Annotated in this window: 18 protein-coding genes; 15 read left to right on the top strand and 3 right to left on the bottom strand. The window is 68.4% G+C overall.

The window, feature by feature from the left end:
* Positions 1-164 precede the first annotated feature (164 nt).
* The 11 genes from AC1RVY_RS09805 to AC1RVY_RS09755 all read left to right on the top strand — a co-directional run bounded on the left by AC1RVY_RS09805 (position 165) and on the right by AC1RVY_RS09755 (position 8,963).
* On the top strand, positions 165-788 hold the full coding sequence (locus tag AC1RVY_RS09805) for a YitT family protein (RefSeq protein WP_218294261.1): 624 nt from the start codon (positions 165-167) through the stop codon (positions 786-788).
* 87 nt (positions 789-875) lie between these two features.
* Positions 876-1,337 carry a hypothetical protein gene (locus AC1RVY_RS09800; protein ID WP_492806417.1) on the top strand — a complete coding sequence of 154 codons (462 nt, stop codon included), beginning with the start codon at positions 876-878 and terminating at the stop codon, positions 1,335-1,337.
* A 103-nt stretch (positions 1,338-1,440) separates the two neighbouring features.
* Complete coding sequence (locus tag AC1RVY_RS09795) at positions 1,441-1,893, top strand: hypothetical protein (RefSeq protein WP_492806415.1); 453 nt, start codon at positions 1,441-1,443, stop codon at positions 1,891-1,893.
* Positions 1,890-3,350, top strand: a complete 1,461-nt coding sequence (locus tag AC1RVY_RS09790) for a TolC family protein (protein WP_492806413.1) — start codon at positions 1,890-1,892, stop codon at positions 3,348-3,350. The genes AC1RVY_RS09795 and AC1RVY_RS09790 overlap by 4 nt, the downstream gene beginning before the upstream one ends.
* A gap of 1 nt (position 3,351) precedes the next feature.
* Positions 3,352-4,734 carry a multicopper oxidase family protein gene (locus AC1RVY_RS09785; protein WP_492806411.1) on the top strand — a complete coding sequence of 461 codons (1,383 nt, stop codon included), beginning with the start codon at positions 3,352-3,354 and terminating at the stop codon, positions 4,732-4,734.
* 44 nt (positions 4,735-4,778) lie between these two features.
* Positions 4,779-5,276 carry a cupredoxin domain-containing protein gene (locus AC1RVY_RS09780; RefSeq protein WP_218338899.1) on the top strand — a complete coding sequence of 166 codons (498 nt, stop codon included), beginning with the start codon at positions 4,779-4,781 and terminating at the stop codon, positions 5,274-5,276.
* 26 nt (positions 5,277-5,302) lie between these two features.
* Entirely contained in the window at positions 5,303-5,881 is a 579-nt protein-coding gene (locus tag AC1RVY_RS09775; RefSeq protein ID WP_492806409.1) for a DUF411 domain-containing protein, read from the top strand.
* On the top strand, positions 5,878-6,246 hold the full coding sequence (locus AC1RVY_RS09770; protein WP_218338901.1) for a copper-binding protein: 369 nt from the start codon (positions 5,878-5,880) through the stop codon (positions 6,244-6,246). Before AC1RVY_RS09775 ends, AC1RVY_RS09770 begins: the two co-directional genes overlap by 4 nt.
* A 65-nt stretch (positions 6,247-6,311) precedes the next feature.
* A complete protein-coding gene (locus tag AC1RVY_RS09765; RefSeq protein ID WP_492255116.1) occupies positions 6,312-7,322 on the top strand; it encodes a P1 family peptidase in 1,011 nt (336 codons plus the stop codon).
* Positions 7,323-7,651: 329 nt separating this feature from the next.
* Positions 7,652-8,449, top strand: a complete 798-nt coding sequence (locus AC1RVY_RS09760) for a lectin (RefSeq protein ID WP_369642256.1) — start codon at positions 7,652-7,654, stop codon at positions 8,447-8,449.
* Positions 8,450-8,459: 10 nt separating this feature from the next.
* Positions 8,460-8,963, top strand: coding sequence for an EF-hand domain-containing protein (locus AC1RVY_RS09755; RefSeq protein ID WP_492806407.1), 504 nt, complete (start codon positions 8,460-8,462; stop codon positions 8,961-8,963).
* A gap of 31 nt (positions 8,964-8,994) precedes the next feature.
* Here AC1RVY_RS09755 and AC1RVY_RS09750 read toward each other — a convergent pair whose 3' ends face one another.
* Entirely contained in the window at positions 8,995-9,657 is a 663-nt protein-coding gene (locus AC1RVY_RS09750; RefSeq protein ID WP_492806405.1) for a gamma-glutamylcyclotransferase, read from the bottom strand.
* 300 nt (positions 9,658-9,957) lie between these two features.
* Between AC1RVY_RS09750 and AC1RVY_RS09745 the strand changes: the two genes are divergently transcribed.
* Positions 9,958-11,280, top strand: coding sequence for a TAXI family TRAP transporter solute-binding subunit (locus AC1RVY_RS09745; protein WP_218294250.1), 1,323 nt, complete (start codon positions 9,958-9,960; stop codon positions 11,278-11,280).
* 95 nt (positions 11,281-11,375) lie between these two features.
* Here the strand turns inward: AC1RVY_RS09745 and AC1RVY_RS09740 are convergent, their stop codons facing one another.
* Positions 11,376-13,841, bottom strand: a complete 2,466-nt coding sequence (locus tag AC1RVY_RS09740; RefSeq protein ID WP_492806403.1) for a DUF1631 family protein — start codon at positions 13,839-13,841, stop codon at positions 11,376-11,378.
* Between the two features lie 58 nt (positions 13,842-13,899).
* Positions 13,900-15,561 (bottom strand): energy-dependent translational throttle protein EttA, encoded by a 1,662-nt coding sequence (gene ettA / locus AC1RVY_RS09735; protein WP_010460919.1) that lies wholly within the window; start codon positions 15,559-15,561, stop codon positions 13,900-13,902.
* 242 nt (positions 15,562-15,803) lie between these two features.
* Between ettA and AC1RVY_RS09730 the strand changes: the two genes are divergently transcribed.
* Genes AC1RVY_RS09730 through AC1RVY_RS09720 form a run of 3 tightly spaced genes read left to right on the top strand, consistent with a single transcriptional unit; the run spans position 15,804 to position 19,401 of the window.
* Positions 15,804-17,624 carry a DEAD/DEAH box helicase gene (locus AC1RVY_RS09730; RefSeq protein ID WP_492806401.1) on the top strand — a complete coding sequence of 607 codons (1,821 nt, stop codon included), beginning with the start codon at positions 15,804-15,806 and terminating at the stop codon, positions 17,622-17,624.
* A 37-nt stretch (positions 17,625-17,661) separates the two neighbouring features.
* Entirely contained in the window at positions 17,662-18,237 is a 576-nt protein-coding gene (locus AC1RVY_RS09725; protein WP_492255113.1) for a Rossmann-fold NAD(P)-binding domain-containing protein, read from the top strand.
* A 54-nt stretch (positions 18,238-18,291) separates the two neighbouring features.
* Positions 18,292-19,401 carry an endonuclease/exonuclease/phosphatase family protein gene (locus tag AC1RVY_RS09720; protein ID WP_492806400.1) on the top strand — a complete coding sequence of 370 codons (1,110 nt, stop codon included), beginning with the start codon at positions 18,292-18,294 and terminating at the stop codon, positions 19,399-19,401.
* Positions 19,402-19,456: the final 55 nt, after the last annotated feature.

The raw sequence follows: 19,456 nt of genomic DNA, 5'->3' as shown, positions 1-19,456 counted from the left end.
AGGGGCCCGTGCCGGCGGGAGCGCCTCCCCACCTCCTTCCCCGCGCGCACAAGCCTTGACGCCGCTCAAGCCGGGCACGGGGATTGCATGGTCCAATCCGGCGGTTGTCCCTCCCCCACGGCCCGTCGCTGCGCACCATGCCGAGTTCTCCCGCTGTTCCTCCCATGCCCTCCACCCCCACGCCGGCTGCCGCCGCAGCGCCCCACACGCTCACGGAAGACGCGGTGGCCATCTTCACGGGGGTGCTGCTGATCTCCGTGGGCGTGGCGTTTTTCACCAATGCGGGATTGCTCACCGGGGGCACGGCAGGCCTTGCCTTCCTGTTGCACTACGCCACGGGCATCGGTTTCGGCAAGATTTTCTTCGTCCTCAACCTGCCCTTCTACTGGCTGGCCCTGCGCAAGCTGGGGCGTGCGTTCACGGTCAAGACCTTTGCCGCCGTGCTGCTGCTGTCGCTGCTGACCGAACTGCAGGCGCAGTTCCTGCAGTTTGCGCAGCTGCAGCCGCCGTATGCGGCCATCGCGGGGGGGCTTATCACGGGCACGGGGTTCCTGGTGCTGTTTCGCCACCGGTGCAGCCTGGGCGGCGTGGGGATCGCCGCGCTCTACCTGCAGGAACGCTATGGCTGGCGCGCGGGCAAGATCCAGATGGCCGTGGATTGCGGCATCGTGCTGCTGGCGCTGTGGACGGTGGAACCCCTTCGCGTCGCCTGGTCCATCGCCGGGGCCGTGGCGCTGAACCTGGTGCTGGCCATGAACCACCGCCCGGGGCGCTACATGGCGGTATGAGCAGCCTGGGCGGCCCGGCGATGGCCGCCAGATGACAATATGGAAAGGCGCCGGGAACCTTGGGGCCCGCCGCCGTATCATTGGTGGATGCGTCGCGGCCTCTATTTCGTGTTGATGTTGGTGCTGGTCCTCCGGGGCCTCACCGGCACGGCCATGGCCGCGGGCGTCTTGCCGCCGCTGCTCCCCGCAGGCACGTCGCACCCGCAGGAACATTCCCATCACCATGCCGCTGGCGGCGACTCCGTCGGCATGGCGGGGCAGGAGCACCACCAGGGCCTGCCTGCCGGAGAGGGCGGGGACGGACAGGACCCTGCCCATGCCATGCTGGCCGCTGCCTCCGCCGGGTGCGACGGCACCAGCGCCGGCTGCGCGGCGCACGAGCACCACTCCGCCGCCTGCTCGGCGTGCGAGATCTGCCATTCCGCGATGCTGGATGCGCCCATGGCGCCAGCACCGGATCACCCCCCCACGGGCGCCATGCTGCCCGTCGCCTCCGCGCAGTTTGACAGTGCTCCCGCGGCACTGGCCATCAAGCCACCCATCGCCTGACCTCTGACGCCCGAAGTGCGTCTGCCCGAGCCCCACAGCCACCCGCCATCGGGTGGCGGGGCGGCAGCGCCATGCCCTGTTCGTCTGTTGTCTGGAGATCGCCATGCGCGCCCCCATTTCATTTTTCCTGTCTTTACCGCCGCTCCGGCGAGCAGCCTGCCTGGTGCTGCTCGCACCGGCACTTTCACTCGCCAACGGCACCGCATCCCCGGGCACGGGATCCCTGCCCTTCCCTGCGGCGGACCCCGATGCGCCCACGGCGGCGCTGGTCCACCGCGCCACCGGGCCCCAGCCTGCACTGGCGCAGGAGGCGCCCGCACCCCATGCATGGCGTGATGCGCACAGGGCGGTGGCCGCCTTCCCCCGCGGCCATGCCGACATCCTGGCCTGGGAGGCCCGGCAGGGCGCCCAGCCTCCCACCCCCAGCGCCCCGACGCCACAGGGGCCCCGCGCCGAACGCGGCGACTCCCACGGCATCCACGGAAGCCAGGGTGGTTCCGCAACCCCGCACCCCTCCCCGCATGGCCACCACCACGAGCCCGGGAGCCGGCCATGAGCGCGCCGCAGTTCCTTTCTTCAACGGCACGCCGCCGTCCCGCAAGCCTGTCCGTGCTGGCCGCTGCGGCCGTGCTCGCGGGCTGCGCCAGCGTCTCGCCCGACGGCCTGCGGGGCGACGTGGCCGCGCTCACCGCGGGCCGAACGGGCAGCACGCAGGCCGCGGCCCTGCCCGCCAACGACGCGGCAGCCCGGGCCAAGGCGGAGCAGTCCTTGCAGGGGTGGCTGGCCCAGCCCCTCACGCAGGATGCCGCCGTGCGCATCGCCTTGCTCAACAACCCCGGCCTGCAGGCGCGGCTGGCTGCCCTGGGCGTGGCGGATGCCGAACGCGTGCAGGCCATCACGCTGCCCAACCCACACCTGGCCCTGGGGCGCTTCACCAACAGCCAGGAGCGTGAAATCGAGCGCACCCTGGCCTTCAGCCTGCTGGATCTCATCACCCTGCCATGGCGCAGCCAGCGCCAGGAAGAGCGCATGCAGATCGCCACGCTGCAAGCCGCGCAGGAGGTGGTGGCGCTGGCCGCCGACACACGGCGCGCCTGGCTGCGCGCCGTGGCTGCCGAACAGGTCAGCGCCACGCACGACCGCATGGTGCAAGCCGCAGAAGCCGGGGCCGAACTGGCCCGCCGCATGGCGCGCGTAGGCAACTGGAGCCGCCTGCAGCACGCCCGTGAACAGGCGGTGCTGCAAGAGGCCATCCGCCTGCGTTCCCGCGCCCGGCTTGCCGCCGCCACCGAGCGCGAACAGCTCAACCGCCGCATGGGCCTGTGGGGACTGCAGGCGCAGTACCGCCTGGCGGACGCGCTTCCACCCCTTCCAGACGGCGCCTTGCCCGCGGACGGCATCGAATCCATCGCATTGCGCGAGCGGCTGGATGTGCAGGCCGCACGCCGCCAGCTCGACACCCAGGCGGTCCGCCAGGGCTGGAGCCGCGCGGGGGCCGTGTTTGGCGACGTGGGCCTGGCCTACAGCCGCAACACCGCCGCCGAGCGCGGCTCCGGCCACCGCGAGATCACGCGCGGCTGGGAGATCGATGCGCCCCTTCCCCTGTTCGACTGGGGCGGTGCCGCCCGCACCCGGGCCCAGGCCCAGGTGGAGCAAAGCGCTGCCCAGCTGCAGGAGACCGCCGTGCGCGCCCGTGGCGAAGTGCGCGCCGCGTGGCTCACCTACCGCACCGCGCTCGACCTGGCGCGCCAGCAGCGCGACGAGGTGGTGCCCCTGCGCCAGCTCATCACCCAGGAGACCACCCTGCGCTACAACGGCATGCTCGCCAGCGTTTGGGAATTGCTGGCCGAGGCGCGCGCCAGCACGCAGTCGGTGGCCAACGCCATCGAAGCCCAGCGCGATTTCTGGCTGGCCGAGACCGACCTGCAGCTCACCCTCACCGGCACGTCGCCGGGCGCGCTGCAAGACCTGGCAGCCAGCGCTGCCCCCTCCTCATCCCCACAAGGCCACTGACATGCAAAGACGCCATTTCTTCTCCGGCGCCGCCACGGCCGTGGCCGCTGTTTCCGTCAGCCGCGCGGCCCTGGCCGCCTTGCCCGAGCCCGCCATGCAAAGCAGCGCCGATACGTCCGCGCCGCTGCACCCGACCACGGGCCGCCCCTACAACCCCGTGGTCACCCTCAACGGCTGGACCACCCCCTGGCGCATGAACGCGGGCGTCAAGGAGTTCCACCTGGTGGCCGAACCCGTGGTGCGCGAGGTCGCGCCGGGCTTCGTCGTCAACATGTGGGGCTACAACGGGCAGAGCCCCGGCCCCACCATCGAGGTGGTGGAGGGCGACCGCGTGCGCATCTTCGTCACCAACCGGCTGCCCGAGCACACCACCATCCACTGGCACGGCCAGCGCCTGCCCAACGGCATGGACGGCGTGGGCGGGCTCAACCAGAACGCCATCCAGCCGGGCAAGACCTTTGTCTACGAATTCACGGCACGCCGCCCGGGCACCTTCATGTACCACCCGCATGCGGACGAAATGGTGCAGATGGCCATGGGCATGATGGGCCTGTGGATCACGCACCCGAAGGCGGCGCACCCGCACATCGCCCCCGTGCAGCGCGACTATGCCTTCCTGCTCAACGCGTTCGACGTGGAGCCTGGCAGCCGCACGCCCAAGGTCAACACCATGCTGGACCACAACATCTGGTGCTGGAACAGCCGGGTGTTCCCCGCCATCAGCCCGCTGGTGGCGCGCCAGGGCGAGCGCGTGCGCATCCGCGTGGGCAACCTCACCATGACCAACCACCCCATCCACCTGCATGGGCACGAGTTCGAGGTGACCGGCACCGACGGCGGCCCCGTGCCCAAAAGCGCGCGCTGGCCCGAGGTGACCACCGACGTGGCCGTGGGCCAGATGCGCCAGATCGAGCTCATCGCCGACGAGCCCGGCGACTGGGCATTGCACTGCCACAAGAGCCACCACACCATGGGTGCCATGGGGCACGACGTGCCCACCATGATCGGCGTTCAGCACGAGGGCCTTGTCGGCAAGATCCAGAAGATCGTGCCCGACTACATGGTGATGGGCGAGCGCGGCATGGCCGACATGGGTGCGATGGAAATGCCCCTGCCCGACAACACCTTCCCCATGATGACCGGCACCGGCCCCTATGGCCCGCTGGAGATGGGCGGCATGTTCACCACCTTCAAGGTGCGCGCCGGCCAGGCGGCGGGCGACTACCGGGACCCGGGCGACTACCAGCAGCCGCCCGGCACCCAGGCCCAGGAATGGAACGGCCTCGCGGCCAGCACCCCGCACCCGCCCCGCGGCGACACGCCAGGCACCGCAACCGGCGCGGCCTCCGCGCGCAAGCCCGCGGCCAGCGGACATCGGCACTGACATCCACGGCCAGCACCTCCCCCATTGAAAAGGAATCATCCATCATGAAAACTATCAAATTCATAGCAGCCATCGCTTTACTGGCATCCGCAACCAGCAGTTTTTCCCATGAAAACATGCCGCACCCCGGGGCCCGCGCAGCGGCGGTGAAGGAACAGAAGGCATGGGGCATCGCGGGCGACACCCAGGCCGTGGCCCGCACCATCACCCTGCGCATGACGGACGACATGCGCTTTACCCCCAGCCACATCGAAGTGCGCGAGGGTGAAACCGTGCGGCTGCGCGCCGAGAACAAGGGCCAGGTGCTGCACGAGGTCGTGATCGGCACCAAGGCCGACCTGGACGCACACGCCGAGATGATGGCCAAACACCCCGGCATGGAGCACGACGAGCCCTACATGGCCCATGTGGGCGCGGGCAAGAAAGGCGACATCGTGTGGCAGTTCAACCGCGCGGGCCAGTTCGACTTTGCCTGCCTCATCGCGGGCCACTACCAGGCGGGCATGACCGGCACCATCACCGTGCTGCCCCGCAAGCCGTGATACCGCCCCGCACCCCAGGAGAACCCATGAACCGATACACCACGGCCGCGCACGGCGCCGCCCTGCCCCAAGCCACGGGCACGACAACATCCGCAGGCCAGTCCAGCCGCCGCCAGTGGCTGGCCACCACGCTGCCCCTGCTGGGTACCGCGCTGGCAACCGCCACGCTGCCGGGGCTGGCCCGGGCCGCTACGGGCACCGCCACCCCGATGGAAGTGTGGAAAGACCCCAGTTGCGGCTGCTGCAAGGACTGGGTGGACCACATGCAAGCCAGCGGCTTCAAGGTGACGGTGCACGAGACCGGCAACAACGCTGTGCGCGCCCGCCTCGGCCTGCCGCCAAAGCTGGGCTCGTGCCACACCGCGCTGGTGGGCGGCTACCTCATCGAGGGGCACGTTCCCGCGAGCGATGTCCGCACTTTGCTGCGGCAAAAGCCCCCGGCCCTGGGGCTGGCCGTGCCGGGCATGCCCATCGGCTCGCCCGGCATGGATGGCGCCGCCTATGGCAACCGCCGCGACCCTTACGACGTGCTGCTGGTCGCCCGCGACGGCACCACCCGCGTCTTCAACAGCTACCACGCTACCACAGCGAAAGGCACCCCATGAAATCCTTGCAAGCCATCACCGCCTCCACCCTCCTTCCGGTCCTGGCCGCGCTCGCGCTGGCTGCAGCGGCGCAGCACGCCGTGGCCCAGGTGCCTGCGGCCGCCCCCGGCCAAGCAGCGTCCGCGCACGCCGGTGGTCAGGATGCGCTCAGCGAAGGCGAGATCACCCGCTGGGACGCGCGCACGCTGCGCGTCACCCTTCGCCACGGAGAGATAAAAAACCTGGACATGCCACCCATGACCATGGTCTTTCGCGTGCAGGACGCCAGCGTGGTGGGCGACCTGAAACCCGGCGACAAGGTGCGTTTCAGGGCCGAACAGGTGGGCGGGGCCTACCACGTCACGCGCCTCGAAAAAGCGCCCTGACAGGATCGCCCGGAGCCCTGACACCGCGCAAGGACAGCGCGGTGCCCGGGCACATAATCAAAGCCATGAGTTCATCCCCCCACGTCCTGGCCGGCAGCGCCGGCAGCATCACCCGTGTGGCCGGCATCGAAGTCGGCCACTTCACAGAAACCCGTCGCCCCACGGGCTGCACCGTCATCATCACCCGCGAGGGCGCGGTGGCAGGCGTGGACGTGCGCGGCGCCGCGCCCGGCACGCGCGAGACGGATCTGCTCGACCCGTCGAATCTGGTGGACAAGGTGCACGCCATCATGCTGGCCGGGGGCAGTGCCTGGGGGCTGGATGCCGCCACCGGCGCCGTGCGCTGGCTCGAAGAGCGCGGCATCGGCTTCGACGTGGCGGTGGGTCGCCTGCCCATCGTGCCCGCCGCCGTGCTGTTCGATCTGCTGGTGGGAGACATGCGCATCCGCCCGGATGCCGAGGCGGGGTATGCGGCGTGCGATGCGGCCTCCACCGCAGACCCCGCGGAAGGCAATGTGGGCGCTGGCACCGGCGCGGCCCTGGGCAAGATCTTCGGCATCCAGCGCGCCATGAAGGGCGGCATCGGCACCGCTTCGGTCACGGTCGATGGCGTGACCGTGGGGGCCCTCATTGCCTGCAATGCGCTGGGCGACGTGGTGGACCCGGACACCGCCCAGGTGATCGCCGGCGCCCGCACCGACGACGGCCTGCGCCTGCGCGACACCCGCCGCGCCCTGCTGCGCGGCGACCCGCCACAGCCGCTGCTGGCGGGCACCAACACCACCATCGGCGTGGTCGCCACCGACGCCGCCATCACCAAGGTCCAGGCCCATCGCCTGGCCGTTGCCGCCCATGACGGGCTGGCCCGCAGCATCAACCCCGTGCACACCATGTCGGATGGCGACACGATCTTCAGCCTGGGCACCGGCCGCGCCAACAAGAGCCTGGGCATGATGGTCCTGGCCACCATGGCCGCGGAAGCCACGGCCATCGCCACGGCGCGGGCAGCACGGGCAGCACGCGCGATCACCACGGCGGAGGGACTGCACCTGCCCTGGGCGGGCGACCTGGGATGACGCCTCCCTGATCCCTGACCGGCCACGCCTGCCCGGTTGACGCCGATGCAGGCACTGCCGCTGGGGCTTTCCGCGCGGGCCACCGCACGGCAGGCCAGCGCCGAAGAAGGCGTGCGCCTTGCCCCCCGCCGGCCCGGCGCAACGGCGCCCCTCGCCAGAGGATTCCAGGCACGGCGGCTGGAACAGCCGACACGGCAAGCCCCCCGGAAGCCCCTATGATGCATACGCCGGACGGCCCCCATGCGCCGGGCTTCCGGCAGCCGTGCAGTGCGGCCCGGCCGCGCGGCGGGCTTCGAGCACCACAGTTCCGATTGCAACGAGGAGAACCCATGAAAGACCCGACCCGTCTACGGCGCGCCTGGCTGCTGTGCCTGCCTCTCCTGGTGAACGCCCAGGCCGCGATGGCCCAGGACCAGTTCGTGGACCTGCAGTCGAACGGAGGCTATGCCTCCTACCGCCTGCCGGACGACACCACCCAGGTGGACCTGAGCGAACAGACGCAAGGCGCCTGCCGCTTCAACAGAACCTGGGGCTATGACCTGACCCGCCGCGAGCTGTGGACCAACGGCGGCTGCGGCGGCCGCTTCAAGGTCACCCGGGCCTACGCGTCCGGCAACAACCAGAGCGGCTCCAATGCCGGCGCGGCCGTGGCTGCCGTCGCCGCCATCGCAGGCATTGCCCTGCTGGCCAACCACAACCGGCATGACGACGACCGGAGGCCCGAGTACCCGGACTATCCCGACTACGGTGGCCGTGGCGGCGAGATCCGTGTGGACGGCCGCCTGTGCCTGGACGTGACCAAGGGCAACATCCGGCCTGGCACCCCGCTGCAGGTGTATGACTGCAACGGCACGGCATCCCAGCGCTTCAGCGTGGGCCGGAGCGGCGAAATCCGCGTGCGTGACCTGTGCGTGGATGTGGACCGTGGCGATCCACGCGACGGCGCGCGCGTGGTGCTGTGGTCGTGCTCCGGCTCCCGCAGCCAGAGCTGGTCCACACGGGGTGGGCAGATCGTGAGCCAGCTCAATGGCAAGTGCCTGGACGTGGAAGACGGCCGGGTCCGCCAGGGAGCGCCCACCATGGTGTGGCCATGCAACCGCAGCCCCAGCCAGCGCTGGTGGTGGTAAGGAGCCCGAGATGACGACGATGACGAATCCCGCCCTTCGCCTTCTTGGCGCTGCCGCCTGCACGCTGACGCTGGTGGCAGCGGGCCACGCAGCCGACACCCCCGTGTCCTCGCCCGCCACGCCGCCCAGGCCTGCCGCTGCCGGCCAGAAACCCGCACCCAAGCCCCTCGCCAACCGGCTCCAGGCCATCTGCTCCTCCGCCGATCTCAACCACGATGGCAGCGTCTCGCTGGATGAGTTTCACCAGGACATCGTGCGCAGCTGGCACAGCCTGGGCCCTGACGCGGACGGCTATGTCCCGCTCTCCGGCCTGGCGAACGTGCCCCGCATGGGCAAGGGCCGGTTGAAGCGGCTGGCGGCCACCGACAAGGACGGTGACGGCAGGCTTTCGTTCAAGGAGGTTGTGGAAACCCGCATGGCCTACTTCGAAGCCGCGGACACGGACCAGAATGACGAGCTGTCGCTGCAGGAATGCGTGGCCTACGAGCGCCAGCGGCGCAGCAGCAAGCCGTAGATGCCGTGCGAGCCCCGGGATGCGGCGTAGGCTACGGCGCCTCGGACGCTTCCCGCATCCTGGCCATGATCGCCTCGATGTAGGGATCATGCAGCCCGTGCTCCCGCAGCGCACGATCAAGCGCCAGCACGTAGTCAATATTGGGGCCAAACACGCCACGGGCGCGGGCGACCAGCCGTGCCACGGTGGAGGCTGACGCGTCCTGCTCGTGCTGTGGGTGCTCGGTGTTGGCCACGAAAGTAATGGCATGGACCGTACCGCCCCCGGCCAGCTGCACCGGCAACCACCGCGGCACATAGCTGCCGCCCGTCATCTCGCGCGTCCACAGCAGGCGGACTTCGTCGCGGGCCGTGGGTGTGGCAAGCCTCAGCGCCACCCCCTGGACCTCGCCGCCGGACAGCAGGGAGAGCACGCGGCCAGGCTGCCCGGGACTGCCCCGCCCCGAGATGGAGCGCAGGCAGAAGCTGCGGTGCCAGCCCCGCAGCGTGGCCGTGCGCTGTTCTTCGAAGACCATGAGCGGGTTCCAGATGAGCGAGCCATACCCAAAGACCCAGACAGGACCGCCGGGGCGCTGGGCCCAGGTCTCTGCAAAGGACTGATCGAGCCGTGCATCCGTCCATGAAGCATGTTCCGGAATGGCCAGGTGGCTGCGAAAGCTGCCGTTGCCGAGGTTCTCGCGGGTCAGGATCGTCATGGGAGCGACGGCGCCAGGGTGGGCACGGAAGATGAAGCAACAGACAGTTTGCCATGCCGCCCCCGTCCCGCGCACGGGGCCGCAGGGGCGGGGCCCGGCGCATACCGCACCAACGGATACGTTTGCTCCCCTGGCGCGGCCGCGCATGCACGGATAATCAGCGTGCCCCGGCCCCGCAGGGAGCATCGCCAGCACCGCGGCCGGCCATCCGCCCTGATTCAACCGCCTCCGGCGTGATACCCGTACCCGCGCCCTTCTCGCAGCCCCCGCCGTCCACCCTTTGCACTCCACACCGATCACATGTCCCAGGCCTTTCGCAACACCCTGCTTTCCCTGCGCGACCTGATCGTGTCGGCCGGCCCGCTTGCCTTTCTGGCGGTGGGGCTGCTGATGGTGGCGTACTGGTGGCTCAACCCCAACCCGCCCAAGACGGTGACGCTGGCCACCGGCCCCGGTCAGAGTGCGTATGAAGAGTTTGGCAAGCGTTACCAGAAAGCGCTGGCGGTGGACGGCATCGAGGTCGTGCTGCTGCCCAGCGACGGGTCCTCGCACAACCTCCAGCTGCTGCGCGAGGGGAAGGCCGACGTGGCATTCGTGCAGGGCGGCACGGCCGAACTGCAGCCTGATGATGCGGACGCGCTGGTATCGCTGGGCAGCCTGTTTGTAGAGCCCGTGTGGCTGTTCTACCGGACGGAATCCGCCGAGCGTGCCTACAACGTACCCAGGCTCGACAGCCTGCGCCAGCTGCGCGGCTGGCGTGTGAATGTGGGGTCCGAAGGCAGTGGCGTGCCCAAGCTGATGGAACGCCTGCTCGACGCGAACAAGGTGGAGCCCGGCGCGGTGAAGATGTCGCGGCTGGAGCAGACACCTGCCACCATGGATTTTCTGGCGGGCAAGCTCGATGCGCTGGTTTTTGCCTCCGCCCCTGAATCGCTGATGGTGCAGATGCTGCTGCAGACGCCCGGCGTGCAACTGCTCGACTTCGCCCAGCATGAGGCCTATGCGAGGCGCTTTCCGTTCCTGACGCCGGTGACCCTGCCACGTGGCGTGGTGGACCTGGCCGCCAATGTGCCCACACGGGACGTGCGCCTGGTCGCCTCCACCACCTCGCTGCTGGCGCGCGAGGGCACGCACCCCGCTTTGCTGACCCTGTTCGCACAGAACGCGCAGAAGCTGCACGGCGGCTCGGGCTGGTTCAACCGCGCACGGGAGTTCCCCAACTCGCGCAGCAGCGAACTGCCCATCGCCAAGGAAGGCGACCGTGCCATGAACGAGCCCGTCCCCATGCTGCAGCGCTACCTGCCGTTCTGGATGGCCAATCTGATTGAGCGCATGTGGCTCGTGCTGGGCATCCTGCTGGCGATCATGCTGCCACTGTCGCGCATCGTGCCGCCGCTGTACCAGTTCCGGGTGCGTTCACGCGTGTTCCGCTGGTATGGCCGGCTTCGCGAGATCGAGAACGACATGGAAGCGGGCAAGGCGGATTCGGCCGAACTCCTCAAGGCCCTGAACACGCTGGAGGCACAGGCCGAAAAGGTGAGCGTGCCGCTGTCCTACGCCGACGAGCTGTACGCGCTGCGCAACCATATTCACCTGGTGCGCAAGAAGCTGCTGCGCGCATGACCCCCGGGACTTGACCCGTGTGGCGGGGAAAGGAGCCCCGGCGCAGCCGCTGGGCCAGTGCCTGGAATGCCGCCGGAACCGGGGCCGGTTGGTTTCTAGCGCGTCTTGGAAGAGGAAGACCTGGAGCCCGACGTCGACCCGGATCCGCCCGAACCCTTGCGGGCCGCTCCTGCGGCGACGGCATCCAGGGCACGGGTGGTGGCCGGCAGGGTTGGCACGACGCGCAACGAACCCTCCGCGGCCAGCTTGTCGCGCATGCGCCGCGTCATGGACTGCGTGCTCGCATCGGGCGCCGTGAACAGGAACAGCGTGCCATGCGGACTGGCCCAGGTGAGCTGGGTGCGCACCAGCCGGCCATTGGTGATGAGTTCGACCCAGGCACCGATCACGAAATCGGCATAGGGATCGGGGGCTGCCTCGACAGGCGCCTGTGCGCTGTCCTCCGGTGCCGGGGCGGAGGATGCGGCTTCGGCAGGCTGCGGCGCCGGCGGCGGAGCATCGGCCTCGGGCTCTGGCGCTGCCTCTGGCTGAGGCGCTGCCGCCACGGGGGCGGGCGCAGGCTTTTCAAAGGCAGACTGGTGCAGGCCCACCAGCCGCTGCAAGAAGGCGCTGGTCTGGACGGCAGGGTAGTTGACGGTCTTGAGCCCTTTGCGCAGCTTGGCCAGCAAGCCGGGAATCGCCTCATTCAGGCGGTCAGGCTCCTTGCGCGTCAGGTCTGGCTGCGAACTCCACAGCAGCACTGGAACCAGCGCCAGATAGCCACCAGGATCTTCATCCCGGCTGTCGTCCGCCTTCAATACCTGCGCCAGCGCGATCACATCGGCCCAGGGACCTGCCGCAAAATCGAGCACGTCGGCAGGGACATTCTCCAGATCCGGCAGCTTGCGGATGTCCGCCGCAATCTTCTCGGCCAGCATTTCGCGCTGTTCGGCATGCAACAGGGCTTTCTGCTGCGCCTCCTGGTGGGCCTTGATCTTCTGCTCCTGCGCCTCCCAGGCGGATTGCAGGGCCTTGAGCACCGTGTCGAAGGGCCCCGCATCCTTGATTTCGTTGGTGGTGAGGTGCTCCACCGCCCCATTGAGCAGGCGCATGAAGCGGCTGAACCCGGGCGTGGATTCCGCGGTGAAAGCGAGGCTGCGCTGCGTCAGCTCGTCGAGCAGGCGCCGGGCGGGATGGGTTCCGTCGGAGAAGAACCGCCCATCGTGCCGCACCAGTTGCTTGAGCGCAGGCTCCAGACTCTTCACGGCCTGCTGGACCTGCGGCAGCAGGCGGGAGTCTTGCGCAATGTTCTCCATCATGCGGCCGACCACTTCGATGGCCATGGCCGTGGACTGCGTGGCGGCCTCCATCGGCATGGCCGCATAGACCACCGGCGCCACCCCGGGGCCCCGCCATCCCGACAGCGGGGCCGACAGCGAAGCCGACTGGCTGCCACTTGCAAGGCGGCCCACCAGGCGTTCAAGCTGGGCCATGTCCTCGATGGCCTCCGCCGCGGCGCCCGCAGGGAAATAGCCACCGCCATGGGGCATCGCCTGTGCTCCGGCCACGGCGCCCCCCACTTGAGGCGACGCCACCCACGCAGGCTGCAGCGCCACCGGCTGCGAGGGCATCGCCGCCCCGTACGCACGCGGATCGAAGGGGTCGCCACCCGCCAGCATCTGGCGCAGGATGCCCACGGTCAACAGGGCCTCTTCCGCGGCGGGCGCCATGGGCGACTGCATGGAATCGCCGCTCCAGCCGGTCGACGGGCCGATTCCCCGGCCATAGCCGGTGGTGCCATAGTCTCCCATCGGTGCTGCCATGGAGTTTCCGTAGCCGGAATACCCCCCGCCATAGCCCGTCCCCATGCCGGTGTTCATGCCAGGGCCGCCGTATCCTCCGCCGCGCCCCGAGTTTCCGGAAGGCGTGCCCAGCACCGCATAGCCGACCGGCTGCACGCCGTGCTCTCTCAGGCTCGCAGCGGTTTTCTTGTATTCATCGACCAGGAGCTTGCCCAGCAGATCGCGCATGTGCTGCATCCACAGCTGGCGCACCTCGGGCGAGACACCGGTGTCGCCCACGACCTGCTGGAGGGCGCGGATGTAGCTTTCAGGGCGCAAGGGGTTGCGCTCGGGCTGCACGCTGCGCAGGCCTTGCGCCGAACTGACCAGGGTATTGAGTTCGGCCAGCACCGCGTCGGTGGCGTGCAGTGCCGACTGCTGCGCCTTGGAGAGTTCCACCTGCGCCTGCATCTCGCTCTCATCCATGAGCGAGAGTTCGCCGAAGTCCATGCCCGTGTCTTCCGCCGAACTGCGGCCTTTGGCGATGCCCGGCCCTTCGGCGAAGATCTCCAGCAAGGCCATGGGGTAGCCCTTGACCAGCGCAGCCTCATGCTGGTTCAGCAGCCGCAGGCTGTCGCTGACTAGGTTGCGCTGCTGGATGTTGCGGTTGGCCGACTCTTCCTCCGTCAAGGCCGCCTGCGTGACCTTGACCAGTTGCTGCATCAGCGCCTCGCCCCCGCGCACGGCGTTGACGACACAGGCACGGAAAACGGTTCTCGAGCGAGACGCAGTCTGGGACATGGTGGGGGAAGGAATCGGACGACAAGTTTCCAGATGCAATGCTACTTGACCTGACGCCTTATTTGAGGGCTTTGAAACGCATCCGCTTGGGCTTTGCACCCTCTTCACCCAGGCGTTTCTTCTTGTCCGCCTCGTATTCCTGGTAATTGCCGTCAAAGAACGTCCACTGGCTGTCACCTTCGGCGGCCAGGATGTGCGTGGCGATCCGGTCCAGGAACCAGCGATCGTGGCTGATTACCAACATCGTGCCGGCGAATTCCAGCAGCGCATCTTCCAGAGCCCGCAAAGTTTCCACGTCCAGATCGTTGGACGGCTCATCGAGCATCAGCACGTTGCCGCCAGCAATCAGCGTCTTGGCCAGGTGCAGGCGGCCGCGTTCGCCGCCGGAAAGCATGCCGACCTTCTTTTGCTGGTCGCCGCCATTGAAGTTGAACCGGCCACAGTAGGCGCGGCTCGCCATCTGGAACTTGCCGACATTGAGAATGTCAAGTCCGCCGGACACGTCTTCCCACACCGTCTTGTCGTTGGACAGGTCATCGCGGTGCTGGTCCACGAAGGCCATCTTGACGGTGGAGCCAATGACGACTTCGCCCGAATCCGGCTTTTCCTTGCCAGCAATCAGCTTGAACAGCGTGGATTTACCTGCGCCATTGGGGCCGATGATGCCGACGATGGCGCCCGCGGGAATGTTGAAGCTCAGGTTGTCGATCAGCACCCGGTCGCCAAAGGACTTGGTGACGTTCTTGAACTCGATCACCTGGCTGCCCAGGCGGTCGGCCACGGGAATGAAGATTTCGTTCGTTTCGTTGCGCTTTTGGTATTCGTAGTCGCTCAATTCCTCGAAGCGGGCCAGGCGGGCCTTGCTCTTGGCCTGGCGGGCCTTGGGGTTCTGGCGCGACCATTCCAGTTCCTTCTTCAGGGCCTTGGCACGGGCTTCTTCGCCCTTTTGCTCGGCTTCCAGGCGTGCGCCCTTTTGCGTGAGCCAGTCGGAGTAATTGCCCTTGTAGGGAATGCCGGAGCCACGGTCCAGTTCCAGGATCCACTCGGCCGCGTTGTCCAGGAAGTAGCGATCATGGGTGATGGCCACCACGGTGCCGGAGTAGCGCTGCAGGAACTGCTCCAGCCAGTCCACGGATTCCGCGTCCAAGTGGTTGGTGGGTTCGTCGAGCAGCAGCATGTCGGGCTTGGAGAGCAGCAGGCGGCACAGGGCCACGCGGCGCTTCTCACCACCAGAAAGCACGCCGATGTTGGCATCCCACGGGGGCAGGCGCAGCGCGTCGGCGGCAATTTCAAGCTGGTGCTCGGAGTCGGTGCCGGCGGTGGCGATGATGGCCTCCAGCTCGGCCTGTTCGGCGGCCAGCGCATCAAAGTCGGCGTCTTCGGCGCCGTAGGCGGTGTAGACCTCCTCCAGGCGGGCCTTGGCGGCAAATAGCTTGCCCATGCCCGCTTCCACGCTCTCCCGCACGGTTTGCGTGGGATCCAGCTGGGGCTCCTGGGGCAGGTAGCCGATGTTCAGGCCCGCCATGGGAATGGCTTCGCCCTCGATTTCCTTGTCCAGGCCCGCCATGATTTTCAGGAGGGTGGACTTGCCCGAACCGTTGGTTCCCAGCACGCCGATCTTGGCGCCCGGGAAGAAGCTCAGGGAGATGTCTTTCAAGATCTGCCGCTTGGGCGGCACGATCTTGCCGACGCGGTTCATGGAGAAAACGTATTGGGCCATTGAATGTCAAACCTGCAAAAGTGAGCAGAAATTCTGCGTGCAAACCGAGATTATCGGGCCATGCGACAATACCCACCGTAGCGGGCTCCAGTTGCCCGTCACATCAGCACACTGCTGGGGACGAAAGAAGCAACGCTTCCGGGCTCCCAATCCTGAACCTCATCAGCCTGAGACTGGCTCGGCAACCCCCCGGTTGCACGACAGGTTGATACCCAGCGCCCCGGACGGGCGCAATCAACGACATGACATTTGACGAACTGAACCTGGCTCCTGCCATCCTGAAGGCCGTGCACGAAACGGGCTATGAAACCCCCACGCCCATCCAGGCCCAGGCCATCCCCGCCGTTCTGGAAGGCCACGATCTTCTGGCCGGCGCGCAGACTGGCACCGGCAAGACCGCCGCGTTCACCCTGCCCATGCTGCACCGCCTCTCGCAAAGCGCCGCACCCAAGAACAAGTTCGGCGGCAAGGGCATCCGCGCCCTGGTGCTGACCCCCACCCGCGAACTCGCCGCCCAGGTGGAAGAGTCCGTGCGCGAATACGGCAAGTACCTCGACATCAACTCCACCGTGGTCTTCGGCGGCGTGGGCATGAACCCGCAGATCGACCGCATCAAGCGCGGCGTGGACATCCTGGTGGCCACCCCGGGCCGCCTGCTGGACCTGCAGCAGCAGGGTTTCCTGGACCTGTCGACCGTGCAGGTCCTGGTGCTTGATGAAGCCGACCGCATGCTGGACATGGGTTTCATCCACGACGTGAAGAAGGTGCTGGCCCTGGTGCCCAAGGACAAGCAGAGCCTGCTGTTCTCCGCCACGTTCAGCGACGAGATCCGCGAGCTGGCGGGCACGCTGCTCAAGAACCCGCAGAGCATCCAGGTCACCCCGCGCAACACGACCGTGCAGCGCATCTCGCAGGTGATCCACCCCGTGGGCCGCGGCAAGAAGAAGCAGGTGCTGCTGCACATCATCCAGCAGCACAACTGGAGCCAGGTGCTGGTGTTCACGCGCACCAAGTTCGGCGCCAACAACGTGGCCGAGTTCCTGACCAAGAACGGCGTGCAGGCCATGGCCCTGCACGGCAACAAGAGCCAGAGCGCCCGCACGCAGGCCCTGGCCGGCTTCAAGAGCGGTGATATCCGCGCCCTGGTGGCCACCGACATTGCCGCGCGCGGCATCGACATCGACGACCTGCCCCACGTCGTCAACTATGAAATCCCCAACGTCTCGGAAGACTACGTGCACCGCATCGGCCGCACGGGCCGCGCTGGCGCCACCGGCGAAGCCGTGAGCCTGGTCTGCATGGACGAAGAGGGCTTCATGATGGACATCGAGCGCTTCACCAAGCAGCAGATCCCGGTGCAGATCATCGAAGGCTTTGGGCCCGAGCCAGGCGAGAAGGCCGAGCCCATCGCCATGGGCCGCCAGACCATCTGGGGCGGCGCCGGCAAGCCCCCGAGCCGCGAAGTGATGCAGGCCGCCGCCAAGGCGGCGCGCAGCGAAATGATGGAACGCATCCGCACCAACAAGGCAGGCCAGGGTGCTGGCGGCGGTGACCGTGGCCCCCGCCCAGCCGGCGGTGGCAATGGCGGCGGCCGTGGCGGCCGCGCCGGTGGTGGCGCAGCAGCAGGCAGCGGCGGTGGCAGCAACAGCCCGCGCGGCGCCCGTGCCGGCGGTGGTGGCGGCCAGGGCGGCGGCGCACGCACTGGTGGCCAGGCCCCTGCACGCGGCCGCTCCGGCGGCGGCGGCGGTGGTGGTGGCTACGAAGGCGGCAACCGCTATGACGACTCGCAACCTCCACGCGCCAATGCCCACCTGGGCACGCACATGGGCCACGCCAACCCGGGCCACCGCAGTTCCGGCCATGCCGGCGGCGGCGCGGGCGGCCAGCCTGATCCGATGCGCACCAGCGTGGACAGCATGGGCGGCGGCGGTCGCCGTGGTGGTGGCGGTTATCGTGGCGGCAACGGTGGAGGTGGCGGCTATGGCGGAGGCACGGGTGGTTCTGGTGGCCGGGGCAACGGGTCTCGTGGGCCAGGCGGTTCTCGCGGATCTTTTAACCGCTGAGACGGATGAGGCAGGGGGCGCTCCAGGCGCCCCCCGCGTGGCAGCCGTGCATGTGCTGCACGCCAAGGGACGGCGCGCGCCAGCCACGAGCCACCCCCGCCTGCACTTGCACGCGGTGGACTTTGCCGCCCTGCCCGCCCTGCCGCCCATTGACGAGGTCTACATCACGCTGGGCACGACCATGGCTGCCGCGGGCAGCCAGAGTACTTTTCGCGCCGTGGACCATGACGCCGTGCTGGCCACCGCCCGCGCAGCGCGTGCCGCCGGGGCCACCCGCTGCGGCGTGGTCACCGCCATGGGCGCCAACGCGCAGTCGGGCATCTTCTACAACCGCGTCAAGGGCGAGGTCGAGCGCGACCTTCAGAGCCTGGGCTTTGCCACGCTGGTGATCGCGCGCCCTTCCCTGCTCATCGGGGAACGCCAGGCCCTGCAACAGGCAGCGCGCCCCGCCGAATCCATCTCCATCAAGTTGTTCAGGTGGCTGGATCCGGTCATTCCCGCCAAGTACCGCGCCCGTCCGGGCACCGATGTGGCGCGGGCGCTCGTGCGGGCCGTGCGGTCAGGCCCTGCCGGACTGCATGTGCTGGCGGGCGACGCGCTGCGGGCCTTCTGACCCTGCCAGCCGGTGCGGACCGCAGCCACGGCATCCTTGTGCGATGCTCTGCCCATGCGCCCCAACGACCCACCCCAGCCCCTGGCCACCCTGATGGTGGCCACCTGCAACGTGCTCAACCTGGCCAACCCGGGCCGCCTGTTCTATGAGAACCAGGATCCGTACACCCAGGCCGAGTTTGATCGCAAGCTCACCTGGCTGGGCGACCGCTTCCGCATGCTCAATGCCGATGTGCTGGCGGTGCAGGAGGTATGGGACGACGCGGCCTTCAAGGGGGCCATCGGCCGCAGCGGCCTGCGCTACGACTTCGTGGCCGTGCCCGGGGCGGAGAACGACGCCACGCATGGCGGCGCACAGGGCACGCCACGCGTGGGCATCGCCACGAGGCTCAAGGTGGAAGCCTTGCAGTCGTTCCCGGAATTCCCGCCGGGCTTTCACGTGGATGTACCAGGGCTGGCGGTGCATGCGCGCTTTGAGCGGCCGCCACTGGTCCTGACGCTGCGCATGAAGCATGGTCAGCGCCTGAATGTGCTGACCGCGCACCTCAAGTCCAAACGCCCCAAATTCCTGCAGGATGCGCAGGGCAACCCGACGGAAGACCGGGACGACCGCAAGGTGATGGCATTGGCCTCCCTGCGTTCCTTGATCATGCGGGGCGCCGAGGCCATGGCGCTGCGCTGCCTGGTGATCGATCTGCTGCACCGCACCAGCGTGCCGCTGGTGGTGATGGGAGATTTCAACGACACGCCCGACAGCGTGACAACGCAGCTCATCTGCGCCACGAACGAGATCGCCTACGACCGCTCCGCCCGCGATGTGGCCCTGTTCAATGCCTACGACCTGCAGGGCGACGCGGCGCTGAAGAAGGATGTGGCGTACTCGCACATCCACCAGGGCTCGCCCAGCGTGCTCGACCAGATCCTGGTGAGCGAGGAGTTCGTGCACAACGGCCGAAACAGCATCGGCGACGTGCGGCGGGTGGACTACTTCAATGACCACCTGCATGAAGGGCGCGACCGCACCCGTTCGGACCACGGGTTCGTGCGCGCGCTGCTGCGGCTGAAAATGATGCCGGCGACCACGGCTGCACCCGGGGCGCCAGCGGCCGCGCATGCGGCGGTGGAGCCTCCATCCAGCCCGCTCGCTTCCGGCCCGGGCATGTAAGCGCGGGCAGGGCACGCCGCGGCCCGGCGCGCATTCGGCGGTTGCGGGATGGCAC

The organism is Acidovorax sp. GW821-FHT11A03, assembly GCF_058809075.1.
Note: the sequence above shows the minus strand (reverse complement) of the source record. Positions and strands in the feature narration are given on the sequence as shown.